Genomic DNA, 15,025 nt, shown 5'->3' with positions numbered 1-15,025 from the left:
GGATCCGATAGATTGGTCAGATCCATCAGAAGACCCGGGTTTTAAAGATTTACATATCTTACCCGTATCCAGACATCTTTATTCCTGCCCTTATCGTCCGTACAAGAGATTTTCACGGGGCCTTCCTCCGGTATAAAAAACTGTTTGCTGCCGGCTTCCCCGGCCTTGTAAAATTTATTGTTGATATACCAGTAAACTTTTCCGACATCGTTGCTAACCCGGCAACGAAGCTGGAGCGGTTCGGGATCCTTTTTGTTGATCAGGTACTCACTGCCGTTAGCCGGTGAGGTTACGACGGGACCCCCTTCTTTAAATACTTTCTCACAATTGGGGTTATGAGGAGGGATTTGTTGATAGGCAATACGGTTCTGTTCGAAGTATTCCTTCATATCGGATATAATGACCTTATACAATTTCTTCTTATATCCGTTCTCCGGCAGACAGCTCCGGCAGTAAGAGATTTTCTCATCGGCGGACACAAAGAATTCCTGGCGGTTATCACAGAGCCGGGAGGGCGAAACCAGAGGTATAAAAAAATCGGAAACGAGATTGGTGCAATGATCGGTTGGGGGCAAACCGGTTTCGGAACAGACCACGCGGAAATCGCAATCTTTAGGCTGGGTGAACCAGGTCTGGTCATCATCGTAATCGATCGTATTAAAAACCGTGAACAGCAAAGGAGTGGCTACATTGGCTCCGCTGAGTTCGGGAATCCCCAGTCCGGAAAAATTACCTACCCAGATCCCTACCGTATATTTTTTATTATAACCAATGCTCCAACCGTCGCGCCTGCCATAGGAGGTTCCTGTCTTCCAGGCGATCTTGGGAAGATGCATCGTACTTTCCCAGTTCAGGGGGAAGTCCGGCCGGTTGACCTTGGACAGGGTTTCGTTGATCATGAAGGAGGCCGCAGGACTTAAGATCGTTTTTGCTTCGGGAGTCGTTTTCCCGGTTGCCGAATCGGCATCCAATCTATAAATGGGTTTCACATACTTTCCTTCATTGGCAAAAATGGAATACATGCCCGTCAATTCTTCCAGTGTCGCGCCGCATCCGCCGAGGATCATCGAAAGGCCTAATTTATTCTGATCCTTTTTGACCTGCTGAAAATCACAAATTGCCATTTTCCGGATCAGTTTGTCCTTACCAAGTGCTTTCAGGCTTTTAACGGCCGGGATATTTAGGGAATGTTCCAGCGCATATTCCATCGTTACAAATCCATTAAACTTGCGGTCGTAGTTTTCAGGCGCGTAACCCTGGTAGTTGACGGCTACGTCTGTGATCATCATTTTTGGGGTGAGCAGACCTTCGTCAATACAAAGACCATACAACAAAGGTTTCAGCGTACTGCCGGGCTGACGGATCGCAGCCGCTCCATTCACCTGACCTCCATCTGTCGTATCGTGGAAATCCGCGCTGCCGACATAGGCAACTACCCGGTGGGTGGTATTATCGAGAACGATCACCGCTGCATTCCGGATATTTTTCAGCCGGAGCGTACGGGAATAATCTTTAACCAGTTTTTCGATCTTACGTTGGGTATTCAATTCGATGGTAGTATGAATAATCGGGCCGTACTTTTTTTTCAGTTTATAGGCAAGATGGGGAATGAAGCCGGGAACGGCTCCCCGTGTCGCCGTCAAGGGTTCGGAAAGGGCATCTTCTATTTCTTTATCACTGAATACTTTTTCCCGGGCGAATCTCCGAAGCCATTTATTCCGTTCTTCCACGATCCGGTTATTATTGCGGCCCACGACCAGGGTAGAGGGTCGGTTGGGGATAATGGAAAGAGCGGTGATCTCAGCCAGTGACAAATGATCGGGGTTCTTTTTAAAATAAAGGATAGAGGCCGATTTCACTCCTTCGATATTACCGCCATAAGGAACCTTGTTCAGATATAATAACAGGATCTCATCCTTGGAATATTTCCATTCCAGTTGGAAGGCCCGGAAAATCTCCGCCAATTTATTCAGGTAGGTCCTTTTTCTGGGTTCCAGCGAACGGGCAACCTGCATGGTAATGGTGGAGGCGCCGGAAGTACGTTTCATCCGGAAAAGATTCTTAAAAAAGGCGCGGGTAATAGCCAGCGGGTTGATACCGGGATGATAATAAAAATACTTGTCCTCCTTTTCTACGATGGTCTTCCGAAGGAGGGGAGAGATCTCCTGTAGTTCGGTTTTCATACGCCATTGCTGATCAGCGGTGAGATAGGCATGAATGACTTCTCCTTTATTATCCGTTACAATGGTTGAATAACTGATCCGGTCGGGAAGAGGGAACAGGACATTCAGCAGCAGGAACAATAAAAAAACTCCTGTTGCCGTGATTAGTATCCGGATCAGGTTCTTTTTCGTAAAAAAACGACCTGAAGAAAATAAAAGCCAGGTGGATCGAAAGAAATTCTTCATGTATCAATATAATAGCGAAATAAAAACAGCCATACTTTCAAACGCAAGTTCAATCAACCCCTGATCTGATCTTATTGAATTAACAAATTCTTATCGTACTCCCTATTGCAAACAGGCCTGCCCGTGATGTACATTTAACTCGTCATTCATTAACCCATTTCCGGATCATTTCCCCAATACCCAGCTAAAAATGCGGTCCAACAGTCACCCTCCCTAGCTTCGTTTCATTAAATTGCGGCATTCCTGCTTGTGTCCATTGCTTGTGCCCAGGCGGAGAACCGATTATTTTACCGGTATTTTCCGGGTAAACATTCAATTTCCTTGAATATTACCTGTATTTTGCCAGCGTTTCAAGCATAAAATTAGTATTCTATCTTCAATCTGACCTCTCTATGCGTAACCGATCCGGCATCGTAAGCTTCAAACGGGTTTTTGGAAATATAACCCGTCTTCGCCAACTCATTTGTTTATTTGCAGCCTTTCTATTTGTCTTTGGATGTAACCGCAGCATGGTTAGCCTTGATTATACCAATGCCAGGGATGAAGTGGCCTCTTTGGGCAATCTCATCTTCCGTTTTGACCAGTCCCTGATCAAGGATTCCTTGCTTGGCAGGTGGGATTCAACCCAATATGTAAATTTTGAACCAAAAATTCCCGGACGGTTCCGTTGGGAGCATCCAGATGAGCTGGTTTTTTCGCCATCCCAGCCTTTACCTCCGGCTACGACCTTCAAGGCTACACTCAAAAACGACATTTTGCAATACAGTTCCTATGGCCGGATCAAAAAGGCCGAAGACCTGGTTTTCCATACCCCCGATCTGAAACTGGACAATAGTAATGTTACCTGGGTCTTGCAGGACGAAAACAGCAGTACCGCCATCCCCCAGGTCGATCTTTATTTTAATTACCCGGTCAATCCCTCCACGTTAAAGGATAAAATGCAGATCCTGATCGGGGGACATTCCGTCTCCTATACCTTCCAGACCTTATCGGCCAGCGATAGGATTTCACTGCGTTTGGTAAACCTGAAAATGGAGGATAAGAACTACGATGCCAAAATATCCATTGACAAGGGATTGGTACCGGAAGGCGGCACCAACGGTTCGAAAGAAAAAATTGAACTGGAATCGACTATTCCTTCCCCTTTTGTCCTGGGCATCAATGAGGTCAATACCGAACATGACGGAGAGACCGGAACCCTGAAAGTTACGACCAGTCAACAGGTAGTTGTCGCAGGATTGGCAGGATATATCAGTTTTACCCCGGCGATTAAATTCACGGTGGAACCATCCGATGATGGTTTTGTGATCCGCAGCGATAACTTCGATCAGACAAAAAGCTATCAGTTGAGCCTTGCCAAGGGAATGCGGGGACGGATCGGAGGGGTGCTTCATGAACCGTACAATACGAATATCACCTTCGGGGAACTGGAACCTTCGATCAGCTTTGCCAATGGCAAGGGTGTTTATCTTTCCGGCAAAGGCGCCAGGAACGTGGAAGTGAAGATCATCAATGTGCCGAAAGTGAAAGTGGTGATCTCCAAGATCTATGAGAGCAACCTCCTGACAGCGCAACGGTATGGTTATTATCCGAAAGAGACTCCGGAAAACAACCGGAATGTCCAGTCGGATGGAGACGGAGAGGGAGATTATAGAGGAGGATATGACGACTATAGCGGGAGTGATCTCACCATGGGGGATGTGGTTTATGAGCAGGAGATCGATACCAGGTCCCTGCCAAAGAATGGAAGTAATCGGGTCTATAATTTTAATATTGCCGATAAACTGCCTGAGTTCAAGGGCATCTATCATATGATGATCCGGTCGGAAAAGAACTACTGGGTGAAGGACAGCCGTTTTATTTCCCTGTCGGACATCGGGCTGATTGCAAAAGAAGGGAAAGAGAAAATACTGGTATTTGCCAACTCCATTAAGAATGCATCGGCCTTACAAGGAGTTAATATCATTGCCTATGGTGCAAATAACCAGCTATTGGGCATGGGTTCGACAGGGGCCGACGGTGTTGCCGAGATCGCCTATACCCGAAAGGACATGGCAGGATTCCGCCCCGCGATGATTATTGCCAAAACCATGGAAGATTTTAACTATCTGCCCTTTTCGACGACACGGGTCAATACCTCCCGTTTTGAAGTGGGCGGCCGCCGTAGCAATACATCCGGTCTGGACGCCTTTATCTATCCGGAAAGGGATATTTACCGGCCTGGCGAAAAATTGAATTTCTCCGTTATTCTCCGCGACAAACAATGGAAATCTCCCGGTGAACTTCCCGTCAAATTGAAATTCCTGTTACCGAACGGCAAAGAATTAAAGACTTTCCGTAAAAGCCTGAATGCGCAAGGGTCCCTTGAAGGTAGCGTGGATATTGCCGCAACGGCGATCACCGGAAGTTATTCCCTGGAAGTATATACCTCAAACGATGTCCTGCTGGCGACCCAACCGTTCCGGATCGAAGAATTCGTACCAGACCGTATCAAGGTGACGGCCAAACTGGACAAACCCTGGCTGGAAGCGGGGGATGCAACCAAACTGAATATCCATGCGGTGAACTTTTTCGGGCCTCCTGCCGCCAATCGCAAATATGAATTCGAGGTCCAGTTGAAACAACGGTCTTTCAAACCCAAAAAATACAATCAGTTCGATTTCAGCCTGGATAATCTATCCTCACCGCAGGATAAAGTAGAACGAGAGGGAAAAACAGATGACCAGGGTAATGCGGTAGAAAAATATGAAGTGCCGGATATGTTGACGAACATCGGGCTTTTACAAGGAGTATTCTACGCCACCGTATTCGACGAAACCGGCAGACCGGTAAGCAGGAGCACTTCGGTAGATATCTATACGCAAAAGGTATTCTTTGGGGTGGCGGATGACGGATATTCTTATTATGCCCTGAACCAGACCGTACAATTTCCGATCATTGCGCTGGACCGGGATGAAAAAGTATTGAACGGGGTTGGATCCAGGGTGCAGGTGATCAAACACGAATACCGTACTGTACTGACCAAGAGCGGCAGTTATTTCCGCTATGAATCGCAGAAAGAAGACAAATTGATCAACACCGGGATCGTAACGGTCAGCGGAGAGAATACAAAATATTCCTTTGTTCCCAGGTCTCCGGGAGACTATGAACTAAGGGTCGCCATACCCGGTTCGAACAGTTATGTAAGCCGGAGTTTTTATAGTTATGGCTCCTGGGGCGGAGATAATACTTCTTTTAATGTTAATAATGAAGGACATATAGAAATCGAAACCGACAAGTCTTCTTATCTCACAGGCGAATCGGCCAAGGTTCTCTTCAAGACTCCCTTTAGCGGCAGGATGCTGGTAACGGTGGAAACGGATAAAGTGGTTTCTTATCAATATGTGGATGTGGACAAACGCTCGGCTTCCCTGGATCTGAAACTTACTGCTGACGCCCTGCCAAACGCGTATATTACCGCTACACTGATCAAACCTCATGAAGTATCGGATATTCCCCTAACGGTGGCGCATGGTTTCCAATCCGTAAAGGTGGAAGAAAAAGAACGTAAGATTCCGGTGGAAATCATGGCGCAAAAATCGGTACGTTCCCATACGCATCAGAAAGTAAAGGTCAAAGCGGCTCCGGGCAGTATGGTCACACTGGCGGCGGTGGACAATGGGGTATTACAGATCTCCGATTTTTCCACACCGGACCCTTATGCCCATTTTTATGCTAGAAGAGCCCTGGAAGTCAATAACTATGATCTGTATCCTTTATTATTTCCAGAGATCAGGGCGAGCCTGAGCAGTACGGGAGGGGATGCAGAGAGCGATATGAAAAAAAGGGTGAATCCGATGCCAGCCAAACGGATTAAGATCATTTCTTATTGGAGCGGTATAGCTCAGGCTAACGGGAGTGGGGAAGCCGAATTCGAATTCGATATTCCGCAGTTTTCCGGGGAAGTAAGATTGATGGCGGTAGCCTACAGGAACGAAAGTTTCGGTTCCAAAGAAGCCACCATGACGGTGGCCGATCCGATCGTGTTGAGTACGGCCCTGCCAAGATTCCTGAGCCCTGGCGATTCCATCACCGTTCCGGTGACGATTACCAATACCACGGCAAACAGCACCACCGCCAATGCCCGTCTCAAGATCAGCGGCGCACTCCAATCGATAGGTAGTAATCAGCAGTCTGTGAATATTGCTGCCAACAGCGAAGGGCGAGCTTATTTCCAGGTAGTGGCGCCTCCGGTGATCGGAGTAGGCAAATTAGAGGTGGAAGTGAGTAGCCTTGGCGAGACGTTTAAGGATGAAACGGAGATCAGTGTGCGGCCTGCGGCTTCTCTGCAAAAAATAACGGGTAGCGGTTCTGTGAGCGGTGGCAGTGCGCAACCCATAAGTTTCTCAGCTCCCGGGATCAATGATTTTATACCGTCAAGTGTGGATTATCAATTAGTGGTTAGCCGGTCGCCTGCTATAGAACTGGGCAAATACCTGAGCCGTTTGGTGGAATACCCATACGGCTGTACGGAACAGACCGTCTCGGCGGCGTTCCCGCAATTGTATTATGGCGATCTGGCCGATCTGGTAAGACAGAATAATTCGGGCCAAAAAACAACGGCCAATACCAATATCCTGGAGGCGATCCGGAAGATCAAAATGCGCCAGTTATATAACGGTGCGGTAACCCTTTGGGATAATGAAGGTTCTGAGAATTGGTGGGCCACGATTTATGCCGCGCATTTTTTGCTGGAAGCACAAAAGGCTGGTTTTGATGTTGACAAGAGCCTGGTAGAGACCATGCTGAATTATATCAACAGCCGGTTGAAGAACCGGGAAACGATCACTTATTTTTATAACAGGGACCAGAATAAGAAAATAGCCCCTAAAGAAGTGGTCTATGGTTTATACGTGCTGTCGTTGGCAGGTAAACCGAATGTGAGTGTGATGAATTATTATAAGGCGAACCCGGCCTTGCTGAGCCTGGATGGTAAATATTTATTATCGGCCGCCTATGCTTTGTCTGGTGATAAAAAAAGTTTTCGCGAATTCCTGCCTTCGCAGTTTGCAGGAGAGGAGTCGGTTGCGCAATCGGGAGGAAGTTTTTATTCGGATATCCGCGATGAAGCGATTGCCTTGAATGTACTGGTGGATGTGGACCCTTCCAATGTGCAGATACCGCTTATGGCCAAACATGTTGCCGATAAATTGAAACAACGTTATTGGTATAGCACCCAGGAGCTGGCCTTTAGTTTCCTGGCACTGGGCAAGATTGCACGGGAGGCCGGCAAGTCCAATGTCACCGCAGAGGTCAAAGCCGGCGGCAGTACGGTGGGCTCTATGGACGGATACGCATTACGCCTGGGTACCAAGGAATTAAAGGGCGGTAATGTAAGTATCAGTGCAAGGGGGAGCGGCCGTCTTTATTATTTCTGGCAGGCTGAAGGCATTTCTGCCTCCGGAGCCTACAAAGAAGAAGACAGTTATCTGAAAGTTCGCAAACGTTTCTTCGACAGGAATGGCAGGCCGATCAGCGGCAATACCTTTAAACAAAATGAACTGGTGATCGTACAGATAACGCTGGACAAAACCTATAGCACCAGTATCGACAACGTGGTTATTACAGATATGCTGCCGGCAGGTTTTGAGATAGAAAATCCCCGCACCAAGGATATACCCGGCATGGATTGGATCAAGGATGCCTATACGCCGACCGCCCTGGATGTACGTGACGACCGGATCAATCTGTTCGTCGATCTGCAAAGCAACCGCCAGATCTATTACTACGCCGTTCGTGCTGTGTCACCAGGAACCTACCGGATGGGCCCGGTGAGTGCGGATGCCATGTATAATGGGGAATATCATTCGTACAACGGCGCCGGCACGGTGAAGGTGGTCGAGTAAAAAAGGGTTAATGTAGACTGGTAATTTATTACCGGTAATTAGTATCTGAAAACAAATCATGCATGGTAATCTCCTTTTGCACGAGCCCCAGGTAATACGGGTTCTTTTTTGCGCCATGCGTAGTGATGAGCGTAAGGAATAATGTTTTGCGGGTTTTTGTTTTTTCTTTGAAAACCGCCAGCTTTCGTTGAAGTTCCGACGCATACATCTTATCAATGGTAAAATCAGAGAGCGTAAATTTGATTTCGCAAACGTTGATGCATTGATCCTGGCGGTCGATCAGGAGATCTATCTGGGCGCCGCTCTCGTTTTTTTGAGGCGAATAGCGCCAAATTGACTCTTCTGTGAGGACTCCTTGTATGCCGAGGGTTTTTTGAATTTGTGAAATGTGTTTTAGGCAGATCCTTTCGAAGGCCAGGCCGCTCCAGCTTTTCCAGGAAGCGGTTTCCGTCAGTCTTAGCCAGGTATCCGGCTTGTTGCTTCGGTTCTTTTCCATGAATTTCAGGTAAAAAAGGGAATACTCATCGGTTAGTTTATAAATAGCATCCTTCTCTTTTTTCTCAAATGGAATGAACGTTGTGATAAATCCGGACTCGATCAGTTCTTCCAGCCATTTTGTCGTTGTTCCACCTGTGGAAAATCCGCACACTTCCATGATTTCGGTGCGGGTAAGGCCCTGGCCTTTTTCTGCCAGTGCTTTGACAATGTTGATGTGATTAGATGCGTGATCAAACAGGGATTGGTACAAATTGCCGAATTCTTCCTTCAATTTTCCGTCTTTCGAAAAACAAAGCCGGTCGATTGACTGAGCGGGGCTTTCTCCTGGTTGTATTGATTTCAGGTATTGTGGAATACCTCCTAAACTCATATATATTTGCAGCAATTGGTAACGTTCCAGGGAAATATGCCGGCTTTGAAGATAGGCTTCTACTTCATAAAGATTGAAAGGTAGAAGCCTGATCTTTTGGGTGATCCTGTTGTGAAGCCCTCCTTTATTATTTACAATATTCCGGATCATCCAGGATGCCGCTGATCCGCAAACGATTACGACCAGGTTATCCTGCTTCGATGCCCATGTATTCCAGAAATGGCCAAAAGCGCCAAGGAAGCCGGATTTTGGAGTATGGATCCATGGGAACTCATCAAAAAAAATTACTTGTTTTTTAACTGTCAGCAGATGCGTTAAATAGGATTGCAGCGAATGGAAGGCTTCTAACCAATTTGATGGAATTGCCACATTTACCGGACTGTTCATGGCCGTTTTGAGTGCAAGACTAAAATTTTGCAATTGCTCAGATAATTCTAGCCCGTGTATTCCCGTGAACTCAAAGGCAAAGTGCTCTTCAAAAACTTTGCGGATCAGGAAAGTCTTACCGACCCTTCGTCTGCCATAAACTGCTATTAATTCGGCTTCCGTTGAATGTAAGGCTTCCTCGAGCATTTTTTGCTCCGCCGTTCTTCCGATCAGGACATCCATTTTTTCTATTTTTACTTAAATCATCCAAAAGAAAAGTTTTGGACGCCGATAGATTTTTATCCGAAGCCAAAAGTAGTAAAAAAAGATGGTTTTGGACGCCGATAAATTCTTATCCGAAGCCAAAAGTGATAAAAAAAGGCAGTTTTGGCTCTTTATAAAATATTATCCGAAGCCAAAACCTATAAAAAAAGATGGTTTTGGCTTCGGATGTAGCTTTTTAGTATGCTGATTTTTGAAAATCAATATATTATATTACCCCTTCTTGGTAATAATCAATTTCTCCGTTCTCAGCACCTTACCCGCCGCCATCACCTGAATCAGGTAATGACCCGGAGGATACGTAGAAACCGGAAAGGAAATTGATCCATTTAAAGAGGGCAGATTTTTTTTGCAGCATGCTCCCGGTGGATTTGGAATAATAATTCGTTCGTGCATGAATTCGTTTGCGCATGACTGGAATTTAATACATGAGCGGCAGCAAGGCATTGCTGGCAATGGAGGGTTTTTGGTAAATTTGCCGGCCCATACAAAAGATTATGATCGTTTATTCGGAACTGGATGACCTGGAATTACTACTCCTGATGAAAAAAGGGAAGGAGGCTGCTTTTACGGAGATCTATAACAGGTACTGGGAAAAACTGGTGGCAACCGGGTATTATTACACCCGGGCAAAAGAGGCGGCGGAAGATATTGTGAATGAAGTGCTGATACGTTTATGGAACAAACGGGAGGAATTGGAGGTCCGGTCCTTATCAGCCTACCTGGCAACAGCTGTAAAATTTTCAGTTTTCAAGGCCATCGCCCGAAAAAAGAGAAGAGAAGAGCTTTTGTCAGGTCAATTACGCCCGGAAGTCCACAATGAGACCGAAGAAGAGCTGGATGCCCGTTTCCTCAAAGACTTTCTGGAAGGAGTAGTGGAGCAATTGCCAGAGAAGGCCCGACTGGTATTTAAATATAGCCGGGAAGAAGAGCTTTCCATCCGGGAAATAGCCGGCAAAATGGATCTTTCCCCCAAGGCGGTGGAATATCATATGACTAAGGCCTTAAAAACTTTGCGGGACTCCATGAGTAAACTTACTCTATTTTCGCTTTTACAATTTGTAGGTTTTCTTCAATAAATTCCGGATAAAATTTTTTTCATGTTCAGAGTTCATCTGTAATAGAAAAGGAATTAAGTGTTTTTACCTACATTTTTAAGGGGTAAAATCAAAACCCTGCTTATCAAAAGCAATTAAATATTTAATAACTTGTACCTGAACATTCGGGCCATTGGGGCCACAAGCACTACCGGGTTTTTGCCCGATTTTTAACAGCAGGAACTACAGGGACTTGTCCGGGATCTCAATAACAGGGAAAATGAAGAAAAGCAATGCCTCAATAGCGATTTTGACTATTATCGGAATCGTACTACTCGACCAGCTCCTTAAAATATATATAAAGACGAATTTTCATTATTATGAAGAACGCCTTATGATAGGCAGATGGTTTCGGCTTCAGTTCATAGAGAATGATGGGATGGCCGGAGGCTGGAAATTACATTTTACCTGGGGAAAAATTGTATTGACCCTGATTCGTTTGGTGGCTGTGATCTGGGGTACCTTTTATATCCGGAAAATACTCCGGCAAAAACGGAGTTTGGGATTTATTGTCTGCGTATCGCTGATCTATGCAGGTATTCTCGGTAACCTGATAGATTCTACCTTCTATGGCGTACTCTTTGATAAGGGGGCATCATTTAAGGGGCCGCATGGTTCGGGTCTCAGATATGAAGGGTTGGCCTCTTTATTTTCGGCCCATAGTTATGGAAGCCTGTTCCATGGTAATGTCGTCGATATGCTTTATTTTCCTTTGATCAGGGGAAATATTCCGTCCTGGTTCCCTATTTGGGGTGGAGATCGGTTCGAATTTTTCAACCTCATCTTTAACATCGCGGATGCATCGATCGGTGCCGGAATTTTGCTGTTGTTCATTTTCCACAAACGATTTGCTCCCCAACCCAACAGGGACAATTCCATATCTTTTGGATAAAGATTCCTGCCTCTCCGTCACCATGCCTCCATCAGCGGATTTAATAATCTGCTGCAATAACCCCCTGATTTCTCCATTTCCTTAAAAAATGTCCTAAGCAGTTTAGGGGATCTTCCTTTCCGGGGGTACTAATGGGTATCATGGAAGAAAAACGCCTATACAAGCTCATACAGAAATATGCTGCCGGAACAGCTTCCCCGGAAGAAGAGCGGGAATTGCATCAATGGTACCGGGGAGGGGAAATCGGGGCCGTTGAATGGCCGATAGCTCTTACCGGGGAACAGCCAGCGGGAGGCCCGTCTTCGGCCGAACCGGGATCCCCCGGTCAACAGGATGGAGCGGGAAATCTTGTTGACCCGGGCAAGGCAGCCGCAGGGAGTGCGGACGAAGATGGCCAGTCGGCTCAGGACCGGCCTGATGGTCTGGGGGAAGCGAAAGAAGCGTTACGTCTCCGGATGTTGCTGCGTTTACAGGATCAGATGCACAAACAGGAGCAAATCCAGGTCTATCGTTTCCGGGGTTTGCGGGTGGCCGCCAGTATTATACTGGTAGCTGCGGTCGCCTGGATCGGGTACCGGTATCAGCGTTTGCAAATGGGAAAAAACACGGAATATGTAATGGTGCATAACCCTTCGGGGAAAATTCAGAAAATCCAATTGCCTGACAGCACCAGGGTCTGGTTGAATGCACAAAGTACCCTGCGGTATGCAAAGGAATTCGGCAGGAAGCGGGAACTGTACCTGGATGGAGAAGGTTATTTTGATGTAGTTCAGGATCCCGGTCATCCTTTTATTGTCCATTCCGGAACGCTTACCACTACGGTACTGGGGACGGTATTCAATGTCAGATCTTTTGCCGGTGAGTCGCAGGCCAGTGTATCGGTCATCCGGGGAAAGGTTCAGGTACAGGATAGCGCCAGTGTATTGGATGTATTGACTCCGTCCCGCCAATTGCAATTGGATACCCGGTCGGGAAAGACCCGGACGGTGACAGTCGACACGGCCCTGATTGCTGGATGGCAGCAAGGCAGGTTGAAATTCCAGGGGCAGAACCTGGAAGAAATTACGGCCTGTCTGGGGCGGTGGTATAATGTTCAATTTAAATTTTCCAATCCGGGCATGCGCTCCTGTCGGTATTATCTGAATTTTGAGAATACGATCAGCCTCGAAAATCTCCTTACCACTATCGGAGAAATGAATGACATGACCTTTCGCATCGACCAGGACCTGAAGACGGTTACGCTGGATGGAAGGGAATGCCAATAAAAAAAACCGCAACCGGCGGCAACCGGTTGCAGAATCAATAAAGTTTTACGTAATAAAACCATTATAAAAGTATGCAATTATGCGTTCAGGGGCAAACTATTTCCCCGACCCGGCCCTTACCAAATCCGCTAACAAGGATATTTATGCGTGTATCGATGACCATGTTATTTTTTATTACCCTCCTTGCTTCTTTAAAGGCCAGTGAAGGAAAGGCACAAAAACTGACCGAAGTAAAGATCTCTTTGCAGCTGCATCGGGTTTCTTTGAAGGAAGCCATGCTGCAGATCGAGCGGGTGAGCCCCTTTAAATTTTTGGCAAGGGCAGAGGATATTGAACATGAGCAGGATGTTACCCTTATGGTAAAGGATCAATCGGTGAGCAAAGTTTTGTCTTTACTTTTTAAAGGCCGCAACATCCGCTACAAACAGGTAGGCATCAATATCATCCTGAAAAAAGAAGAAAATACAAAGGACGGGAGGGATCTGTTCCATACCGTTAAGCTGCAACTTCCGGAGAAGTACACGCTCAGCGGTACGCTGAAGGCTAAAAAAACGGGAGAAACCCTTATCGGCGCAACCATCCGGGTAGCTAATGCCCAAACGGGTACCTCCAGTAATGAATATGGTTTTTATTCTATCGCCCTTGCCCCGGGCAATTATACGCTGGAGATAAGTGCGGTGGGCATGAAAAGGCAAACGATAGAGGTAATCGTCAATGGCAATACCGTGTTGAATATATCCATGGAAGAAGAGAGTAAGGACCTTGAAGAAGTAACTATCCGGGCGACAACGGCAGGCAGGAGCCTGAAAACCCCGCAAATGGGTCTGGAACGTATTACCATGAAGGAAATAAAAGATGTTCCGGTTTTGTTTGGAGAAAGGGATGTGCTTAAGACCATCCAGATGCTGCCGGGTATCAAATCGGCTGGGGACGGGAACAGCGGATTTTTTGTTCGTGGTGGTGCAGCCGATCAGAACCTGATTTTATTGGATGAAGCACCCGTATACAATCCATCTCATTTATTCGGTTTCTTTTCCACCTTCAACTCGGATGCGATAAAAAATGTTTCCGTTTATAAGGCCGGCATGCCTGCCCAGTATGGGGGAAGGTTATCTTCTGTCCTGGACATAAAAATGAATGATGGTAATAACCAGGACTTTGGGATAAGCGGCGGAGTTGGCCTGATCGCTAGTCGTCTTAACATAGAAGGTCCGATACAGAAAGACAAATCTTCCTTTCTTATATCCGGCCGCAGGACCTATGCCGACCTCTTTCTCAAATTATCCAGCGATACCAACATCAACAGAAGCCATTTGTATTTTTATGATCTTAATGCCAAAGCGAATTATATTTTCGGAAATAAGGACCGGCTATATGTATCGGGTTATTTTGGAAGGGATGTATTGAGCCAGGACAATGTTTCGGGGATCAATTGGGGGAACTCGACGGCGACGGCCCGGTGGAACCACCTGTTCAACAGCCGCTTATTTTCCAATACCTCTCTGATCTTCAGCAATTATAATTTTAAGATCTCCAATCATGTGCAGGGTAATGAATTTAATATTTTTTCACAGATCAAGGATTGGAATTTAAAAGAGGAATTGCAGTGGTATGCCAATTCCCGGAATACTGTCAATATCGGATTTAATGCGATTCATCATACCATACGGCCGGGCGAAATATCCGCTTCTAAAGACGCAGGCATCAATTCAATGGAGCTTCAACGCAGATACTCGCTGGAGAATGCCTTCTATGCTACCAATACCTGGAAGGCATCGGATAAATTAAGTGTCACTTACGGACTGCGGGTTTCTGCCTTTACGATTCTCGGCAAGGGGGACTATTATAATATAGATTCCACGGGTAAGATCACCGACACCATGCATTATAATTCGGGGCAGGCGGTAAAAACCTATCTGAACCCGGAACCCCGGGTAGCATTCGGATACCAGCTCAATGGTT

8 protein-coding genes are annotated in these 15,025 nt (G+C 46.3%); 5 read left to right on the top strand and 3 right to left on the bottom strand.

Annotated elements, in window-relative coordinates; genetic code table 11:
• Window positions 1-41: 41 nt before the first annotated feature.
• Entirely contained in the window at window positions 42-2,408 is a 2,367-nt protein-coding gene (pbpC, locus tag ACX0G9_RS11540) for a penicillin-binding protein 1C (protein WP_459065056.1), read from the bottom strand.
• A 392-nt stretch (window positions 2,409-2,800) separates the two neighbouring features.
• Between pbpC and ACX0G9_RS11535 the strand changes: the two genes are divergently transcribed.
• Window positions 2,801-8,293: an alpha-2-macroglobulin family protein gene (locus ACX0G9_RS11535; protein WP_459065055.1), complete on the top strand. Its 5,493-nt coding sequence runs from the start codon at window positions 2,801-2,803 to the stop codon at window positions 8,291-8,293.
• 28 nt (window positions 8,294-8,321) lie between these two features.
• Here ACX0G9_RS11535 and ACX0G9_RS11530 read toward each other — a convergent pair whose 3' ends face one another.
• Together ACX0G9_RS11530 and ACX0G9_RS11525 are read right to left on the bottom strand one after the other, a co-directional pair.
• Window positions 8,322-9,770, bottom strand: coding sequence for an AAA family ATPase (locus ACX0G9_RS11530; RefSeq protein ID WP_459065054.1), 1,449 nt, complete (start codon window positions 9,768-9,770; stop codon window positions 8,322-8,324).
• Between the two features lie 295 nt (window positions 9,771-10,065).
• Entirely contained in the window at window positions 10,066-10,221 is a 156-nt protein-coding gene (locus tag ACX0G9_RS11525; protein WP_459065053.1) for a hypothetical protein, read from the bottom strand.
• Window positions 10,222-10,306: 85 nt separating this feature from the next.
• Between ACX0G9_RS11525 and ACX0G9_RS11520 the strand changes: the two genes are divergently transcribed.
• From ACX0G9_RS11520 to ACX0G9_RS11505, 4 genes are all read left to right on the top strand, one after another.
• Window positions 10,307-10,888, top strand: a complete 582-nt coding sequence (locus ACX0G9_RS11520) for an RNA polymerase sigma-70 factor (protein WP_459065052.1) — start codon at window positions 10,307-10,309, stop codon at window positions 10,886-10,888.
• Between the two features lie 238 nt (window positions 10,889-11,126).
• The gene (locus tag ACX0G9_RS11515; protein WP_459065051.1) at window positions 11,127-11,798 is read left to right on the top strand and encodes a lipoprotein signal peptidase; all 672 of its coding nucleotides are present in this window, start codon (window positions 11,127-11,129) and stop codon (window positions 11,796-11,798) included.
• A 140-nt stretch (window positions 11,799-11,938) separates the two neighbouring features.
• Entirely contained in the window at window positions 11,939-13,063 is a 1,125-nt protein-coding gene (locus ACX0G9_RS11510; protein WP_459065050.1) for a FecR family protein, read from the top strand.
• Between the two features lie 143 nt (window positions 13,064-13,206).
• A partial coding sequence (locus ACX0G9_RS11505) for a carboxypeptidase-like regulatory domain-containing protein (protein WP_459065049.1) occupies window positions 13,207-15,025 on the top strand: 1,819 nt, incomplete at its 3' end.

The organism is Flavitalea flava (genome assembly GCF_054461575.1).
The sequence above is the reverse complement of the archived record's forward strand: the minus strand, read 5'-3'. Positions and strand labels throughout refer to the sequence as shown.

Excerpts from the sequence above, each read along its gene's own strand:
- pbpC (WP_459065056.1), bottom strand. The coding sequence starts at position 2,408 with ATGAAGAATTTCTTTCGATCCACCTGGCTTTTATTTTCTTCAGGTCGT.
- ACX0G9_RS11535 (WP_459065055.1), top strand. The coding sequence starts at position 2,801 with ATGCGTAACCGATCCGGCATCGTAAGCTTCAAACGGGTTTTTGGAAAT.
- ACX0G9_RS11530 (WP_459065054.1), bottom strand. The coding sequence starts at position 9,770 with ATGGATGTCCTGATCGGAAGAACGGCGGAGCAAAAAATGCTCGAGGAA.
- ACX0G9_RS11525 (WP_459065053.1), bottom strand. The coding sequence starts at position 10,221 with ATGCGCAAACGAATTCATGCACGAACGAATTATTATTCCAAATCCACC.
- ACX0G9_RS11520 (WP_459065052.1), top strand. The coding sequence starts at position 10,307 with ATGATCGTTTATTCGGAACTGGATGACCTGGAATTACTACTCCTGATG.
- ACX0G9_RS11515 (WP_459065051.1), top strand. The coding sequence starts at position 11,127 with ATGAAGAAAAGCAATGCCTCAATAGCGATTTTGACTATTATCGGAATC.
- ACX0G9_RS11510 (WP_459065050.1), top strand. The coding sequence starts at position 11,939 with ATGGAAGAAAAACGCCTATACAAGCTCATACAGAAATATGCTGCCGGA.